General features: G+C 62.6%; 13 protein-coding genes. 6 read left to right on the top strand and 7 right to left on the bottom strand.

The window, feature by feature from the left end:
• The first annotated feature begins 43 nt into the window (after positions 1 to 43).
• Both MPN20_RS08440 and MPN20_RS08435 read left to right on the top strand, forming a co-directional pair.
• Positions 44 to 928, top strand: coding sequence for a carbon-nitrogen hydrolase family protein (locus tag MPN20_RS08440; RefSeq protein WP_242781123.1), 885 nt, complete (start codon positions 44 to 46; stop codon positions 926 to 928).
• 83 nt (positions 929 to 1,011) lie between these two features.
• On the top strand, positions 1,012 to 2,355 hold the full coding sequence (locus MPN20_RS08435; RefSeq protein WP_242781122.1) for an APC family permease: 1,344 nt from the start codon (positions 1,012 to 1,014) through the stop codon (positions 2,353 to 2,355).
• 29 nt (positions 2,356 to 2,384) lie between these two features.
• On the opposite strand, the gene MPN20_RS08430 is transcribed toward MPN20_RS08435, so the two are convergent.
• Both MPN20_RS08430 and MPN20_RS08425 read right to left on the bottom strand, forming a co-directional pair.
• Positions 2,385 to 2,834, bottom strand: a complete 450-nt coding sequence (locus tag MPN20_RS08430) for an ASCH domain-containing protein (RefSeq protein ID WP_242781116.1) — start codon at positions 2,832 to 2,834, stop codon at positions 2,385 to 2,387.
• A 32-nt stretch (positions 2,835 to 2,866) separates the two neighbouring features.
• Entirely contained in the window at positions 2,867 to 3,391 is a 525-nt protein-coding gene (locus MPN20_RS08425) for a PadR family transcriptional regulator (RefSeq protein ID WP_242781114.1), read from the bottom strand.
• Positions 3,392 to 3,549: 158 nt separating this feature from the next.
• Here MPN20_RS08425 and MPN20_RS08420 point away from each other — a divergent pair, with 158 nt between their 5' ends.
• On the top strand, positions 3,550 to 4,557 hold the full coding sequence (locus MPN20_RS08420) for a zinc-binding dehydrogenase (protein WP_242781111.1): 1,008 nt from the start codon (positions 3,550 to 3,552) through the stop codon (positions 4,555 to 4,557).
• 257 nt (positions 4,558 to 4,814) lie between these two features.
• On the opposite strand, the gene MPN20_RS08415 is transcribed toward MPN20_RS08420, so the two are convergent.
• On the bottom strand, positions 4,815 to 6,461 hold the full coding sequence (locus MPN20_RS08415) for an NAD(P)/FAD-dependent oxidoreductase (RefSeq protein ID WP_242781109.1): 1,647 nt from the start codon (positions 6,459 to 6,461) through the stop codon (positions 4,815 to 4,817).
• Positions 6,462 to 6,736: 275 nt separating this feature from the next.
• Here MPN20_RS08415 and MPN20_RS17500 point away from each other — a divergent pair, with 275 nt between their 5' ends.
• Positions 6,737 to 8,431, top strand: a complete 1,695-nt coding sequence (locus tag MPN20_RS17500; RefSeq protein WP_242781108.1) for a helix-turn-helix domain-containing protein — start codon at positions 6,737 to 6,739, stop codon at positions 8,429 to 8,431.
• Here MPN20_RS17500 and MPN20_RS08405 read toward each other — a convergent pair.
• The gene (locus tag MPN20_RS08405) at positions 8,373 to 8,789 is read right to left on the bottom strand and encodes a hotdog domain-containing protein (protein WP_242781183.1); all 417 of its coding nucleotides are present in this window, start codon (positions 8,787 to 8,789) and stop codon (positions 8,373 to 8,375) included. The genes MPN20_RS17500 and MPN20_RS08405 overlap by 59 nt on opposite strands.
• A gap of 240 nt (positions 8,790 to 9,029) precedes the next feature.
• Between MPN20_RS08405 and MPN20_RS08400 the strand changes: the two genes are divergently transcribed.
• The gene (locus MPN20_RS08400) at positions 9,030 to 11,555 is read left to right on the top strand and encodes an ATP-binding cassette domain-containing protein (protein WP_242781106.1); all 2,526 of its coding nucleotides are present in this window, start codon (positions 9,030 to 9,032) and stop codon (positions 11,553 to 11,555) included.
• On the opposite strand, the gene MPN20_RS08395 is transcribed toward MPN20_RS08400, so the two are convergent.
• Positions 11,552 to 12,916: a methyltransferase gene (locus MPN20_RS08395; RefSeq protein ID WP_242781105.1), complete on the bottom strand. Its 1,365-nt coding sequence runs from the start codon at positions 12,914 to 12,916 to the stop codon at positions 11,552 to 11,554. The two genes, MPN20_RS08400 and MPN20_RS08395, sit on opposite strands and share 4 nt — an antisense overlap.
• Before the next feature lie 99 nt (positions 12,917 to 13,015).
• The gene (locus MPN20_RS08390; protein ID WP_242781104.1) at positions 13,016 to 14,386 is read right to left on the bottom strand and encodes an MFS transporter; all 1,371 of its coding nucleotides are present in this window, start codon (positions 14,384 to 14,386) and stop codon (positions 13,016 to 13,018) included.
• Between the two features lie 194 nt (positions 14,387 to 14,580).
• On the opposite strand from MPN20_RS08390, the gene MPN20_RS08385 reads away from it, so the two are divergent.
• Complete coding sequence (locus tag MPN20_RS08385; RefSeq protein WP_242781102.1) at positions 14,581 to 14,985, top strand: universal stress protein; 405 nt, start codon at positions 14,581 to 14,583, stop codon at positions 14,983 to 14,985.
• A 142-nt stretch (positions 14,986 to 15,127) separates the two neighbouring features.
• Here MPN20_RS08385 and MPN20_RS08380 read toward each other — a convergent pair whose 3' ends face one another.
• Positions 15,128 to 16,195: a beta-eliminating lyase-related protein gene (locus tag MPN20_RS08380; protein WP_242781182.1), complete on the bottom strand. Its 1,068-nt coding sequence runs from the start codon at positions 16,193 to 16,195 to the stop codon at positions 15,128 to 15,130.
• Positions 16,196 to 16,243: the final 48 nt, after the last annotated feature.

The following is a 16,243-nucleotide window of genomic DNA, read 5'->3' as shown; positions in this document are numbered from 1 at the left end:
TAGTGTTCAAAATGAACACTTATGCTGAGCGAAGGAGCTGCCAGTGCCACAGAGAGAACTGAGTGTCGGACTTGCGCAGCGCGCTCCGCTCCACGGCCCGAATGCGCTGTCCGATCTGCGCACAGACGTCGAACGCACGCTCGCTCACCATCCCGAGCTCGACATGCTCGTCTATCCGGAACTCCATCTCCAGGGAGTCGACCACCTGCCGGCCGACGAGCAGGCGACCGCGCTCGCACAGTTGGCAGTGCCCCTCGATGACCCCTTCGTGGCGAGGATCGGCGAGGTGGCAGCAGAGTTCGGCATCTGGCTGTGCCCGGGAAGCATCGGCGAGACGACCGGCACTCACGCGCAGTACAACACCCAGCTCCTCTTCTCCCCCGACGGAACGCTGAGCGCCAGCTATCGCAAGATGTTCCCGTGGCGGCCCTTCGAACCCCATCGCCCCGGCACGGAATTCGTCGTTTCCCCGATCGCCGGCCACGGCGTCCTCGGTCTGTCCAACTGCTATGACGCTTGGTTCCCCGAACATTCTCGCCATCTCGCATGGATGGGCGCCGACGCGATCATCAACATCGTGAAGACGACCAGCCAGGACCGTGACCAGGAACTCGTCCTCGCCCGCGCCAATGCGATCGTCAACCAGGTCTACATGCTCAGCGTCAACTGCGCCGAGCCCGTCGGGCGCGGTCTCAGCATCGCCGTGGACCCGGAGGGCCATGTCCTCGCCGAGGCAGGGCCCGGTGAGGACACCCTCGTCGTTCGCGTGGACCCCGGCCACATCACGCGCGTGCGTGCCCGGGGCACAGCCGGGACCAACCGCGTCTGGTCGCAGTTCACTGCCGACGACGATCCGATCCCACTGCCGCTCTACGACGGACAGATCGACCCCGCACGGTGGTCACCTCACCACCGCGGGCACGACTGAACCCAACGAGAGCCTTAACTTTCCGCCGAACTGCCGCACCACCTCGGCGACCCTATGACATCACTGAGAACAATGGAGTAATCATGTCAGACACGCTCACGCTCAAACGGACGCTCAAGCTGCCTTCGCTCGTCATCTTCGGCCTCGCCTATCTCACACCGCTGATCGTCCTGGGCATCTTCGGCGTCATCGCCTCCGAGACCGGCGGAGCCAGCGCGAGCGCCTACCTGCTGGCGCTCATCGCGATGCTCTTCACCGCCAACAGCTACGGGCGCATGGCGGCCACCTACCCTGTCGCCGGGTCCGCCTACACCTATGTCAGGAAGACCATCGACGGGCGGGTCGGGTTCCTAGTCGGCTGGGCGACCATGCTCGACTACCTGTTCCTGCCGATGGTCATCTGGCTCATCGGCGGTTCGTACCTGCAGGCTCAGTTCCCCGGGGTTCCGATGGCCGTGTGGATCATCGGGTTCATCATCCTCACCACCGTGCTCAACATCGTGGGCATCAAGGTCGCCGACCGCGTCAACCTCATCCTCATGTCGTTCCAGGTCCTCATCATCGCCTTCTTCGTCATCCTGTCCCTGGCCGACGTCTTCGGCACCCACGGTGCGACCGGCCTCTTCAGCGCCACCCCATTCACCGGAGTCAATTCGAGCCTCGCTGCGATCGGCGGCGGTGCCGCGATCGCCGCGTATTCGTTCCTCGGCTTCGACGCGGTGACCACGTTCACCGAGGAGACCATCGACCCGCGGCGCACTGTCCCGAAGGCGATCATGCTCATCGCCATCATCGGCGGCGGCATCTTCGTCATCGTCGCCTACGCGGTGCAGCTGGTCCATCCGGGTGGAGTCTTCGAGAACTCCGACGCCGCGGCGTTCGAGATCGCACGGAGGATCGGCGGTCACCTCTTCGGCGCCATCTTCCTCGCAGCCCTCGTCATCGCCCAGTTCACCTCGGGCATCGCGGCACAGGCGGCAGGAAGTCGTCTGCTCTATGCGATGGGTCGCGACGGGGTGCTGCCGCGACGCTTCTTCGGCAAGCTCAGCCCCAAGTTCCACACCCCGGTGCTCTCCCTGCTGGCGATCGCGGTCATCGGACTCATCGCCATCTTCATGAACGTCGCGACCTCGACCTCGTTCATCAACTTCGGTGCGTTCCTCGCGTTTATCATGGTCAACGTCTCGGTCATCGTCCACTGGGCCAAGGAACGTCGTGCCGGCCGCCGCCACGGAGTCCTGCTCAATCTGATCTGCCCGATCATCGGGGTCGTCGTCATCGCCTACCTGCTCACCCAGCTCGACGTCCATGCAGTCACCCTCGGCGCCGTCTGGCTTGCCATCGGAGCCGTCATCCTCGCCTTCACCACGAAGGGCTTCCGGAGGCAGCCTTCAGAACTCGCCGTCGACGAGGTGGACGCAGCCTGACCTCGGAAGACGATGCCGGTGGCGGGCAGCTACGCGGGAAACACCATTTGAAACCGTTCGCACACAACGGGCATATCGCGCGCGAAGCCACGAGAACTCTGCCCGTGATCTCGCCAGAAGCGCTCGTGGATCTCTCGCCAGCACTCCAGCGAGCGGTCCCCCTCCCCCTCGGCATGGGCATGCTGGGCGCTCACCTCGGCGAAGGGGACGATCTCAACCGCGGTGGTGATGATGACTGCTCGCGGCCGGTTGCTCCCGTCGAGGACCACGCTGGCTTCTCCGGCCTCCGGCACCGACTCCCCTTCCGCCTCGTAATCCCACAGGGCCGAGGCGGTCGCCGTCTTGGTCCCCTCGATCACCAAGGACAGGAGTTCCTCGGCATGGGCCGGCGTGGCACCGAACGCCCAGGCATCGGGCACCTGCTCAGGAAGTGATGGCACAGCGGCCCGCGCCTCTGACCAGAATCGTCTGACACTCATGTCGCCGAGGCTACTGCCGCCGTCCGCGTCGGTCACGGCTCACCTACTTCCAACTGCTGCCGCAGCCACGCAATCTCAGCATTCCGGGTTGCTCCGGCAACGGTGAGGACGCCTCGCCGGTAGGGATCCGTCTCATCCTTCTTGCGGACAGGACGCCCGTCCTCGAACTGAAATGCCACCGGCTGATCAAGGAAGTCGAGTCGGCGACGAAGAACCTGCTCCCGATCCGATTCACTCGGCAGCTTCGACAGAAACGTCAGGACAACGAGGAATCGTTGACCATCGGTGATGTCGAACCCTGACGCGTCACGCAGACGCTCCTCCAACCTGTCGTGGCCAGCCTGCGTCAGAGAGAGCATCCGCCGTTTGGGCCCCGCCTCACCATCGACTTCATTGACAGCGATGTATCCCCGATCCGATTGCCTGGAGACTGCTGGATACAAAGCCCCCTCACTGACTGTCCGAGCATAGCCGTGAAGCGCGTTCATGCGCTGCCTCAAGTCATAGCCGTGATGCGGCCGTTCTGCCAGAAATCCGAGCATCATGAGCTCAATCATGGTCGCCTCCCTCATGTCGATGGTGCTGAAATTGACTTTACTACATCGAAACGATGTAGCCTATGAATGAAGCTGAAGGGAATAACCATGATTGAGTTCGACAGAGCGGCCTCGGCGAGAGATATCGCATCCGCATGGCTGAATTACAAGGGGCTTTCATGATTGCTCCGAACGCAAATGAGAGTGCGAAACTCATGCTCGCCGCCGTGCTCGATGCACCAGGGCCGGCTTCAGCATTCGACCTCCGAGAGCTACCCGTACCAGAGCCGAGCCGTGGTTGGGTGCGAATCCGAGTGCGAGCATTCGGACTCAATCGGTCCGAACTCATGACGAGGAACGGACTGTCCGGAAACGCCGTCGCATTCCCCCGGATCCTCGGCATCGAAGCGGTCGGCGAGATCGACGCGGATCCCAGCGGCCGACTCGCCCCGGGCCAGAAAGTGGCCACACTCATGGGCGGCATGGGCAGAGACTTCGATGGCAGCTATGCCGAATACACCTGCGTTCCCTATTCTCAAGTGCTCCCATTCGAGTCCGATCTCCCATGGTCGACTATCGGGGCACTACCTGAGATGTTGCAGACTGCACACGGGTCGTTGACCATCGGGACAGAAGTCCGCGCCGGCCAAACACTGCTCATCCGCGGAGGCACCTCCTCAGTGGGGCTCGCACTGGCTGCGCTCGCTCAACGTGACGGCATTCAGGTGATCGCCTCCACTCGCCGACGCGAACCTGTGCCCGAGATGGTTCAAGCAGGAGTGGATCATCAGATTCTCGATGATGGCCACGTCGCCGACAGGGTGCGTGAAATCGCGCCCACGGGCGTCGACGGCGCTGTCGAGCTTGTCGGCACGGACGCTCTCGCCGACACGATCCGGGCGGTCAGGCCCGGCGGCACGGTATGCTTCACCGGCATGCTCTCTGAAAGCTGGACCATCGGAGAGTTCGAACCGATGGACTTCATCCCCCAGGGTGTGCGATTGACAGCATATTCCGGTGAAAGCTCGAATCTGCCGGCAGCTGTACTTCAAGGGTTTCTTGCTGACATCGCCACGGGAAGACTCACCGTCCCAATGGGCAACACCTATCGACTGACCGAGATCACAACCGCTCATCGAGAACTCGAAAGCCACCGCCGAGGGGGCAAACTGGTGGTCATACCCTGATGTCCGCATTGGCCTGAGCCTGATCGTTGACCGCAAGGCTTTGACTTCGTGTCGAACAAACTCGACGAGGCGTGTTCGGCCGAAGATGAAAGTCAGGCAGCTCGTGTCCTCTGGATCCCACATCAAGGTCAGACGAGCAGTCCGTGTGTCCTCGTCGCCCACCTGAAGTCGAATAAGTCGCTCCTTGGCGAACGCGATGAACGCGTCCACTGCCAGTTCACACATCCGTGGCTCATACCGAAGCCCTCAGATAGATCTCACTGATTCACAAGCATTCTGTCCTGGCTCGTGCCGGCACCCACGTGCGGCACCTTCGAAATCAGGTTCGGATAACCAGCCTCGACCTCTTCTGCCAGGATCTCCTTCATCGCTGACAGGCCACCCAGATAGAACAGCACGCTGGGCTTCTTTCCAGGAATGTTGGCACCGAAGACCCATGAGTCCACCTTTCCGAAGACGGAGTCCTTGGCCAGGTCACGGCAGACCTCGCTCCAGCGCTCTTCTGCATCGGTCGAAGGTTCGATGGTGGCGATATCGGCCTGTCTGGCATGTGCGATGAGATCGGAAATGAACTCCACCTGAGTCTCAATCGCCGATGGCAGATTGCAGAACGGTCCCTTCGGTCCGAGCACCATGAACCAGTTGGGAAAGCCCGCCGTGGTCACGCCGAGGTAGCTCTGCGGATCGGTGCTCCACGTCTCGTTGATCTGCACGCCGTTTCGACCGGTCAAGTCCATCCGTCGATAGTTTCCGTCGACGGCGTCGAAACCGGTTGCGAAAACGATGACATCGTATTCACGATGCTTGCCATCAGATGTGCGGATGCCACTCTTGGTGATCTCGTCGATGGGAGTCTCAGAGATGTTCACAGCTTCGACATGGGGAAGGTTGAAGATCTCATAGAAGCCGTTGTCACACAATGGCCGACGAGCGTGAAGTCCTTCTGGCATGATCTTCCGAGCAGTTTCGGGATCTTTGACGATCTCCCTGATTCGGTCCTTGATGAACTCGCCGGCAACCAAGTTGGCGTCTTCGTCGGACGCCAGGTTGCCAAACGTCGAGAACATGAACCGGAAACCTCCGCCCTGCTCCCATGCCTTCGCGAAGATCTCCTGCCGCTCTTCATCGGTGAAGTCCCACAGCGAACGCTCCACCTCGTCGATTCCAAAGCCGAGAGCCGATGAGAATACCGTGTCTCTCGTCTTCTCGAAATCCGCGTGGTATTTCTCAACCTCACCGTCTCGCATTGCTCGCAGGCCGACCGGCACTGAGTACTGGGGCGTGCGAACATGCACTCCCAATTCGGCAGCCTGCGCCGCGGCCGCAGTAGCAAACTGCTGGCCTGTCGACCCGGTCCCGATCACCGCGACCCGCTTGCCAGCCAAGTCCAGATCTTCCGGCCACCGCGCAGTGTGGACCAACCGCCCTTCGAAGGAATCGCGTCCTGGAATATCAGGGAGATTGACAGCCGCGAGCAGTCCCACCGCATTGACGACATAAGTGGAGCGAATGGTGTCCCCGCTGTCCGTCGTCAGTTCCCACTCATTGTCGGCATCGATGTAGTGCGACGAGACGATTCCAGTGCCGAACCGAAAGTGCTTGCGCAGGTCGAAACGGTCAACGACACCTTCGAGATACGAGAGGATCTCGGGCTGCGTCAGGTACGTATTCTTCCACGTGGTGTCTTGGTAGAGGTCCTTGTCGAAGAAATACTGGTACACATAGCTCTCCGAATCAGACAGGGCTCCCGGATACCGATTCCAATACCACGTGCCCCCAGGCCCATCCGCGAGGTCGAAGCCGACGACGTCGAGGCCCTGTTCGTTCGCCAGCTTCTGCATGGCGTAGATGCCACCGAATCCTGCACCGATGACAACTGCGTCGACTGTTCTCTGATTACTCATCGAAATCTCCTTTGAAATCGTGACCACGATATGATCGCGTGACGTGGACCACTTGCTTAGAAAACGTTAGGCGGTCGGTCACGTCGACCGGTGTTCCAAAATGGCACACTCGCCACGAGCACCCCGACAGGGATGGTCCCTCGGGCGTTTTTTGGTGCAGACTGAATACACCACCCGACATCGGACTCATTGGTGAGACCGGTGCAGGCCAGGCTCGGACAGATCGTCGAAAGGCAATTCGAATGGAAGGCGCGCGGTTCAATTCCGATGACCCAGTGCGCTCAGCTCTGCATCGTCTGATCGATCGCGGCCTGACATCGGACATCGAACTCAAGAGCCTCGTTCCCGAGGACATCGAAAACAGCTGGCGACGGTCGATATCGTCACGCGTCGATCCGGAAGGCCAGCCGCGAATCGAAGACATCGGCGCCAAGGAGGAACTGATTCGCGCAGCCAGCCGTGTGATGGATCGCTGGCTCGCCTCCTTGTCCGATACCAAGACGACTCTGCTGCTGGGAGACGAACAGGGCCGTATTGTCTGGCGTCGAACCAACGATGCTCGAGTCAGACGCACACTCGATGTCGTGGGTGCGGTCGAGGGCGGAGACTTCTCCGAGACATCGAGTGGAACGAACGGACTGGGCACCTCGATCGAAGCCCGGAAACCGATTCTGGTTCGCGGCAGCCAGCATTTCTTGGAAACGCTGAGAGACGTGGCCTGCTCTGCCGCCCCTGTCGTTCATCCGCTCACTGGTCGAATCGTGGGTTCAGTATCACTGACGGCCGCCTCGGACGAAGCGAACAATTACATGATCTCCGTTGCGCGGCAAGCCAGTCAGGAGATCGCCGACTCACTGATGGAGGGAGCCGACAGCCGGGATATCGCGCTTGCCCGGGCATTCAAACGGGCACGAACCGGCCACCGAGGAGTCCTTGTCATGAACCGGGACTCTGTCATGACTGATCTGCCTGCCCTCTCGCAATTGGATGGCGAGACTCAAGCGCTGATCTGGGACCAGATCGCAACTCGCCTAGGTGTCGGTGAGGAAGGAATCTACAAACTGGCAGGAACTGGGATCTCCGCAATCGTCGCCAACGTCGGACACGCATCCGAGCCAGTGATGGAGCTGCGGATACTGCCGACCGACGACTCAGCCGAAACCAGAGACACGAATACAGTCAATCGCACCTCAAACGCACGAAGTCCGGGGCCGGGGCCGAGTGCCATTGCCCCTCCGCGCAATGCCGACGACGCTGTGATCGCATGGTGGACGGAGATGGGGCGATACGCGAAGGAGAACCCTTCACAGACGGTGATCATTCCAGCCCCAATCGGATCAGACGCTGGCTACTGGGTGAATACGTGGTCTGAGGCGACCGGCAGAGATGCCAGGACGGAAATGCAATCCCGCACGAGAGGTGAGGATCGATCGAAGGGCGGAGATTCAGGTCCCGAGGTGATTGCCGGCTCATCTGCGCCTGCTTTTCCGAGTCTGCTTCAACGCCGATCCGCCATTGCCGAGCTGGCTCGAAGAGTCTATTCGGGTCCTGGTACCGGCCCACAGTTCACTGCCGATGCACTGTCAGCCCTACTGTCATGGAACTGGCCCGGAGACCTCAAGGAGTTGGCCGACCTGGTGGCGAAGCTGCCACCAGCGGTCGGTGATCCCTGGGTGATCGATGTGATGGACCTTCCGCCACATCTCGCATCTGCCCCGCGAAGAGTTCTGTCTCGATGGGAACAGGCTGAACGAGACTCGCTGCTGCAGGCACTCGTCGATGCTCAAGGAAATAAGGTCCAAGCAGCCGAACTTCTCGGCATCGGTCGAAGCACCCTCTACCGCAAACTTCGCAGCTTGTCCATCGATCAGCTTCAGATCGATGCACTGAGGTCAGACTTCTCCGGCGAATTCAGCGGACCTCATGCTCAGAGGGGTGCCCGATCGGCATCCGGTCCCGCGCATAGGTGATTGACGAGTACCCATGGGGCTCAGGCTGCCCCGACTCCCCCACACTGACGAACACGATCTTCTCGATGCTCAAGATGGACTTTCTGGTGATCATGTTGCGCACCTGCGCCCGCATGGTGATGGAGGTGCGACCGAAATGGGTCGCAACGAGCCCCATCTCAATGAGGTCACCCTGGCGAGCCGAGGCCTCGAAGTTGATCTCCGAAATGAGTTTCGTGACCACAGTGTGGCTGCCGAGCTGGATGATCGCGTAGATTGCGGCTTCCTCATCGATCCACTTCAACAGGCTTCCGCCGAAGAGTGAGCCGTTCGCATTGAGATCTTCCGGGCGCACCCACTTGCGCGTGTAGAAGTTCATTCCGTCCACCCGGTGTTTGCCCGGCGCCGCAGTCATCGTAGTCTCACTCATCACCGTCTCCTTCACTGCGCTCTCACTGATTCGCTCAGGCTAGCCGAGACGTATTTCGCCTGCGTTTCGGATCCTGCACGGGACGTTTCCTCCAGGTTTCGCTGCGAAAGATTCCCTCACCTCTGCTGCAGGTCTAGTGTGGTTCCGTACGGCCCACCCCCGGACCCGGATGAGAGGAAGAGACTCCCGATGACACCTGCTTCCACGTCGAGCGTTCCCGTTTCGACCGAAGAGATCGGCATCATCGGCGCTCGTGAGCACAACCTCTCAGGCTTCTCCGTGACTCTGCCGCACCGGCAGCTCATCGGCATCTGCGGGGTCTCCGGCTCGGGCAAGTCCTCCCTTGCCTTCGACACCATCTACGCAGAGGCGCAGCGACGCTACCTGGAGTCCGTCTCACCGTTCACCCGACATCTGCTCGGTGCGGTTTCTGCCCCTCAGGTCGATCGGATCACGGGTCTCCCAGCTGCCATCGCGGTCAAGCAGCTCGTGACGACCCCGCCGGAGAATTCGAACGTGGGCACACTCTCACAGGTCTCTGATCTCCTGCGAGTGCTGTTCTCCCGCTTCGGTGACTACCCCACCGGCCAGGGACGCCTGCTCGCCTCCGCCTTCTCCCCCAACACCGTCGAAGGCGCCTGTCCCACCTGCGCGGCGAAAGGCAGCATCCACGAGATCAACCTCGACGCCGCAGTCCCCGACGAGACGCTGACCATCCGGGAAGGGGCGATTGCCGCGTGGCCTGGCGGATGGCTGGGCCGGAACTTCAGACACCTCGTCGAGGCCATGGGCATCGACGTCGACATTCCGTGGAACCAGCTTCCCAGCGACACCCGCACCTGGCTGCTGACCACCGAAGACACCCCTTCACTGACGGTCAACCCCGCCGACATCCGCGACCACGTCGCCCGCGAATACACGGGCAAGTTCCGCAGCGCCCGCCGCTACCTCCTCGACACGATGGTCACCACCGGCAGCACCTCGGTCCGCGAGCGCACCGAGGAGTTCCTCAGCAATGACCTCTGCCCCGATTGCCACGGCAGCCGCATCAATCCCGCAGCACTGTCGGTGACGATCGGCGGTGCCACCATCGCCGAGGTGGCCGAACGCAGCCTCACGGAACTGGCCGTGACGATCAACGCAGCCATCGCCGCCGATCTCGAAGTCGGCCCCAGCGAATCGAAGCGATTCTCCGCAGCCACCGATGATGCCGCCCACGTCCTCCTCGACGAACTCGACAAGCGCACGGACGTGATCGAGCGCCTCGGCGTCGGCTACCTTCCACCCAACCGTTCAGCGGCAACCCTGTCCCCCGGCGAACTGCAGCGACTGCGTCTGGCCGCCCATCTGCACAGCGGCCTGCACGGAATGGTCTACGTCTTCGACGAGCTCTCCACCGGCCTGCACCCGCAGGACACCGACCATCTCTTCACCCACATCGAAGCGCTGCGCGACGCAGGCAACACGGTCATCCTCGTCGAGCACGACATGGAGATCGTGCGCCGCTGCGACTGGGTAGTCGAGCTCGGCCCCGGCGGCGGTGCCCGCGGCGGACAGCTGATGTTCTCCGGTCCCATCGCCGAGGCGCTCGCCGGGGAGAGCTCGACAGCCGTTCGACTCCGCAACGAAGCACCGACCCAACCGTGGCGAGACCCGCAGGACTTCACAAGCTGGGCTCAGTGCACCGGGCTGTCGGCGAACAACCTCGACGGACTGACCATCGCTTTCCCGCTCGGCGGACTCACGACCATGACGGGCGTCTCCGGAGCGGGCAAGAGCTCCGTGCTGCGCTCTGTCGCGTCCCTGGCCAGGAGTGCAGGGGCGAGGTCATTCGACGGCGATGAGGAGCCGCAGGCCATGGCCCGCGGCGGCGAACGACGTGAGCTGGCAGGGGCGAGCGCGACCGGACTCGAGATCTTCGACCGCATCGTCAGCTTCGACCAGTCGACCATCGGACGCTCACCGCGCTCGGTCATCGGCACCTACCTGGGCATCTTCGACAAGATCCGTGCCCTCTTCGCCAAGACCGAGCTGGCGCGCAGCCGCGGGTTCACGGCTTCCCAATTCTCCTTCAACACTGCACGTGGGCGCTGTCCACGCTGTGAGGGACTGGGCATCATCACCATCGATCTCGTGCATCTGCCGGCCTCGAGCGGCACCTGCCCGGAGTGCGAAGGACGCCGGTTCACCGAGGAGACGCTCGACGTCACGGTCGAGGATCTGTCCATCGCCGACGTGCTCGACCTGTCCATCGATGCCGCTGCGACCGTGTTCGCCGAACGTCTGGGACTGAGCGCGCATTTCGAAGTTCTGCAGAGAGTCGGCTTGGGCGGTCTGCTGCTCGGACAGTCCTCGGCGACGCTGTCCGGCGGTGAAGCGCAACGACTTCGTCTGGCATCGGTGATGCGAGCCAGAAAACGACGCGAACGCTCATTGTTCATCCTCGACGAACCCGCCAACGGTCTGCACCCCAGCGACGCCAGAGTGCTCGGCCAGCTCTTCCGCCAGATCGTTGACGAGGGCGATACGATCCTCATCGCCGATCACAACATGGAGCTGGCGGCAGGCTCCGACTGGCTCATCGACCTGGGCCCCGGGCCTGGCCCCGAGGGAGGACGGATTGTCGCCGAAGGGCCTCCCCGAGACGTGGCAGACGCCGGTGTCGGTGCCACGGCCGCGATCCTGGCCGAGCGGTTCGGTTCTACTGCCGGCTAGGCCTTGCGGCTGCGGACAACGGTGAATTTGCTGGTGCGAGCCACCTGCTCGCTGAGTCCGATGTGAGTCTGCAAGGACTCCCGGTAGCGCAGATGCGAGTTGAACACTGTGAGCACCTGTCCCCCCGGGGCCAACAATGCGGCAGCCGTTTCCATGAGTGCTGCCGCGGTGTCGGTCTCGATCGTCGTGCCCTGGTGGAAGGGCGGGTTGAGCAGGATGAGGTCGAAACCTCCCGAGCCTGCCGGCCCGTCGATATCTGCCGGCCCATCGATATCTGCCGACGCCAGTGTGTCGACCAGCGCCTCGGTGTCTGTGGCATCGGCGAGTACGACATCAACTTCGATGTCGTTCGCCGCTGCGGTCTCCGCCGCCGAGGCGACCGCCGCCTTCGACACATCCACGCCGACCCCGTGCGCCGCCTTCGTCACCGACATCGCCGCCGTAAGCAGCCACCCGTTGCCGCACCCGAGGTCGAGGATCGACTCGGGAACCGCGGTCGACTGGTCGTCGTCCCGGGCAGCCCCGGCCACCGTTTCGGTGCCGGCAGCGGTCTCAGTGCTGACAGCGGTCTCGGTGCCGGCAGCGGTCTCAGTGCTGACAACGGTCTCAGTGCTGACTGCTGTCAGCAGCAGAGCGGAGCCCTCGTCGTTCTTCGTCCCGGAGAAGCACGCACCGTGGGCTCTGACTTCCAGCTGGCCGGCAACCGGATGATCGATGGTGTTGTGCTTCGGGAAACTCGGCAGGCTGGGTGAACTCAGACGGCGGCTGCCGATGATCATGCGGTGCTTGCCGACTCCGGGAGAGACGTCGACCCGGGCGAAGCCGCGAGCGAGCTCCTTGTTCACGGCTCGACTCATCGAGTCGCTGCGGCCGATGACGATGACCGTCGTGACATGGGCGTGGAGTGCGGCGATGGTCTCGGCGAGCGCCTGCGTGGCCTTGGGCGCGTTGACGATCGCCCACGTCTCGTGGTCGGGATCTTCCGAACTTCGCAGACTCGCCCAGTCGGCGCTGGGTACGGCGCTCGGGGCCGCCTCGGCGACGATCCGGGCTTCGTCGATCCGGTCGTTGTAAGTGGTCACGGGGGCGAGCTCGCCAAGCAGCTTGGCCTGCAGACCCTGGGCGTCATCGACGACGATGAGGTCGTACGGAAGTGCTGCGACCGCCTCGGCGGCGATGAAGGTGCCATCCGTGGGCCGACCCGAGACGTCGAGCTCACCGCTGCGGCGCCCGAGGATGTACTCGTTGACGATCCGAGCCTGCGGCAGCCCCGGGACATCCGTCAGTTCGGGGAAGCGGTCCAGGAGCTCCCGGCCGCGATCGGAGGCAGGGGAATCTGGGGACAGCAAGGAGGCAGGCATTCGAACAGTCTAGTGGGACTGTGCGAGTGCCTGCCTCCTGGGTGCGGCATCTGCCTGTGGGGCGATGTCACGCACCGACGTGACGTCGGTGCTTCAGGTTCAGCTGTCGATGCGCTGGTACGCCGAGGACCCGGCGTTGTCGATGGTCGAGTGCTTGCGGTTGTCGTGCATGAACAGGACTGCGACGAGTCCGACGACGGCGATGATGACGACGTATACGCCGAACCATGCACCGATGCCTGCGTTGCCGAACCACAGTGCCACGTACTCGGCGGACCCGCCGAAGATGGCGTTGCCGATGGCGTAGGTGAAGCCGACTCCGATGCCGCGGATGTGGGCGGGGAACATCTCGGCCTTCACGATGCCCGAGATCGAGGTGTACATGGAGATGAACGCCATCGTGATGACGACGAGGATTCCGGCGACGAGCAGGGACTTCGCGCTGCCGATGAGGCTGAGCATCGGAATCGGCAGGATGATCATGCCGATGACGAAGATGAGCATGTTCGTCTTGCGACCGATCTTGTCGGAGATCTTGCCGGCGATCGGCTGCATGACGACGAAGATGAGCAGGCACACGGTCATCAGGTCGGCGATGGTGCCCTTGTTGAAGGTCGTCTCGCCCGGAGTGCCTTCGTTGGTCAGCAGCAGGTACTTCTGCATGTAGGTCGTGAACACGTAGAAGACCAAGGATCCGACGCTGGTGATGCCGAGGACGACGAAGAACGCGCGCGGGTGGCGCAGGACCTCGCGGAAGCTGCCCGAATTCTTGTTGTTGCGAGTCTCTTCGTTGGTCGTCTCAGTGAGTCCGCGACGCAGCCACAGTGAGACCAGAGCGGCAACGGCGCCGATGACGAACGGCAGCCTCCACCAGCCGGCCTCGATCTGTTCGGTGCCCAGGGTGTGGGTCATGATGACTGCGAGGAAGCTGGCCAGCAGCTGTCCGCCGATGAGGGTGACGTACTGGAACGAGGAGTAGAAGCCGCGCTTGCCCTCGGTGGCGACCTCGGACATGTAGGTGGCTGTGGCGCCGTACTCGCCGCCGACGGCCAGGCCCTGGATCATGCGGACGATGAGCAGCAGGATCGGAGCCAGCGCACCGACGCTGTCGGCTGTGGGCAGGATCGCCAGGCACAGGGATCCGGCGCACATGAGCAGAATCGAGACGAGCATCGAGTTCTTCCGCCCGATCCTGTCTGCCGCCCGGCCGAAGATGTAGCCGCCGATGGGTCGCATGAGGAAGCCGATGAAGAAGACTCCAGCCGCCTGCATGAGCGAGATGGCCTGACTGCCTTCGACGAAGAACTGATCAGCGAAGTAGACGCTGAAGAACGAATAGATGTAGAAGTCGAACCATTCGACCAGGTTTCCCGATGATGCGGCCAAGATCGATTTGATCGTCTGCCACTCGGACTTCTTCTCGCCCTGCGTCCCCACTTCTGGGGCCTGAGCACTATTCGTTTCTGCCACGGCGATTCTCTTTCCTACTGCATCCCTGCAGCTGTTTCTCTACAACAAGTTCTATTACTGCCGCGAGTAACCATACTCCAGCCAGATCAGAGCCTGCGAATCTCCTGGTAGGAGCCTGGCCGAACAGACTTGAGCAGTCGGCAAGTATGCTATTGATTGAGCAAACTTCGTCCACTGTCGTACCAGGAGAGATCATGACAATTCTCGTCGGCTATTCCCCCTCGCCCGAAGGCAAAGCAGCCGTCACATTCGGCATCGACCAGGCCAAGGCCTTCGATGACACCGTGATCGTGCTCAATGCCGGAATCGGCGAGACTCCCGACGAACGAGGCGTGGCCACCAATCAGGACATGGAGGAGCTCAAAGAGGCCCTCCGCTCCTCCGGAGTCTCCCACGAGATCCTGCAGTTCCTGCGCGGCAATGATCCCGTCGAAGAGCTCCTGGCCCTCGCCGAGGCGACCGACGACACACGCATGGTCGTGATCGGATCGCGTCGCCGCTCCCCCGTCGGCAAGCTCATCATGGGATCGACGGCTCAGCGCATCATCTTGGAATCCGAAGTGCCCGTCGTCTCGGTCAAGGCGGCCAAGAAGAAGTAGGCACCGCGGGGAGTGCTTCTGCGCGCACACCCCGCGCGCACAGCACAACGGTCGGCAGTCCACGACCACGGCCGCGTCAGCCGTCGCTGATGGCCGCCTCAGCCGTCGATGATGGCCCTGTCAGCCGTCGCTGATTGCCGCGTCAGCCGTCGATGATGGCACTGACCAGGGCATCGACATCGTCGGCTGTGGTGTCGAAGGCGCACATCAGGCGGACGATGTCGTCCTCGAGCGGCCAGTTCGCGAAGGCGAACTTCTGCCTGGCCCGTGCCGCGGTCTCCGGTGGCATGCGGACGAAGACCACATTGGATTCGACCTTCTGAACCAGGGACAGCCCGGGTGCACAGCCGGCGGAGACCGCCTCGGCGAGGCCGGCCTCCAGGCGCTGAGCCATCGTGTTCGCGTGATTCGCCGAGGTTCGCCACAGATCGCCTTCATAGAGGGCACCCAGCTGGGCGGAGAGGAAGCGCATCTTCGAGGCCAGCTGCAGATTCATCTTGCGCAGGAACGGCATTCCCTGCCCGATGTTCTCGTCCAGGACGATGATCGCCTCGGCGCCGAGGAGCCCGTTCTTCGTCCCGCCCAGGCTGATGATGTCGACACCGGCCGCGGTGGTGATCGAACCCAGATCCGTGTCGAGGAATGCGGCGGCGTTGCCCAGCCTGGAGCCATCGACGTGGAGGATCATGTCGAGCCGATGCGCGGTATCCGCGATCGCGAGGATCTCTTCCGGCCGGTAGGTCGTGCCCCACTCGGTGGACTGGGAGATGCTCACGGCCAGGGGCTGGGCGTTGTGCTCATTGCCGCGGCCGAGGTCTGAGCGTTCGATGATCTCCGGCGTCAGCTTCCCGTCAGGCGTGGCAGCACCGATGATCTTGAGCCCGCCGACCTTCTCCGGGGCGCCGGTCTCGTCGTAGTTGATGTGAGCGCTCTGCGCGGTGATGACCGCAGCCCAGCGCGGCAGGGCCGACTGCAGTGCGAGCACGTTGGCGCCGGTGCCGTTGAATACCGGATACGCCGAGGCGGTCGGGCCGAAATGCTGCTTCGCGATCTCTTTGAATCGATCCGTCCAAGGATCGCCGCCATAGCCGGGAGCATGGCCGACGTTGGCCTCGACGATCGCTGCGATGACCTCCGGATGAGCCCCAGCCCAGTTGTCAGATCCGAAATTGCGCGGAAGGACCTCGGGAGAGGTGTCGACCGGCGGCACGGTGGCACTGCGGTCAGCGGGCGGGTTCTGGGACAGCGAAGTCTGCTC

This window comes from Brevibacterium sp. ZH18 (genome assembly GCF_022748595.1).
Taxonomy (GTDB): domain Bacteria; phylum Actinomycetota; class Actinomycetes; order Actinomycetales; family Brevibacteriaceae; genus Brevibacterium.
Note: the sequence above shows the minus strand (reverse complement) of the source record. Positions and strands in the feature narration are given on the sequence as shown.

Excerpts from the sequence above, each read along its gene's own strand:
- MPN20_RS08425 (WP_242781114.1), bottom strand. The coding sequence starts at position 3,391 with ATGATTGAGCTCATGATGCTCGGATTTCTGGCAGAACGGCCGCATCAC.
- MPN20_RS08395 (WP_242781105.1), bottom strand. The coding sequence starts at position 12,916 with ATGCCTGCCTCCTTGCTGTCCCCAGATTCCCCTGCCTCCGATCGCGGC.
- MPN20_RS08385 (WP_242781102.1), top strand. The coding sequence starts at position 14,581 with ATGACAATTCTCGTCGGCTATTCCCCCTCGCCCGAAGGCAAAGCAGCC.
- MPN20_RS08435 (WP_242781122.1), top strand. The coding sequence starts at position 1,012 with ATGTCAGACACGCTCACGCTCAAACGGACGCTCAAGCTGCCTTCGCTC.
- MPN20_RS08415 (WP_242781109.1), bottom strand. The coding sequence starts at position 6,461 with ATGAGTAATCAGAGAACAGTCGACGCAGTTGTCATCGGTGCAGGATTC.
- MPN20_RS08430 (WP_242781116.1), bottom strand. The coding sequence starts at position 2,834 with ATGAGTGTCAGACGATTCTGGTCAGAGGCGCGGGCCGCTGTGCCATCA.
- MPN20_RS08400 (WP_242781106.1), top strand. The coding sequence starts at position 9,030 with ATGACACCTGCTTCCACGTCGAGCGTTCCCGTTTCGACCGAAGAGATC.
- MPN20_RS08405 (WP_242781183.1), bottom strand. The coding sequence starts at position 8,789 with ATGAACTTCTACACGCGCAAGTGGGTGCGCCCGGAAGATCTCAATGCG.
- MPN20_RS08420 (WP_242781111.1), top strand. The coding sequence starts at position 3,550 with ATGATTGCTCCGAACGCAAATGAGAGTGCGAAACTCATGCTCGCCGCC.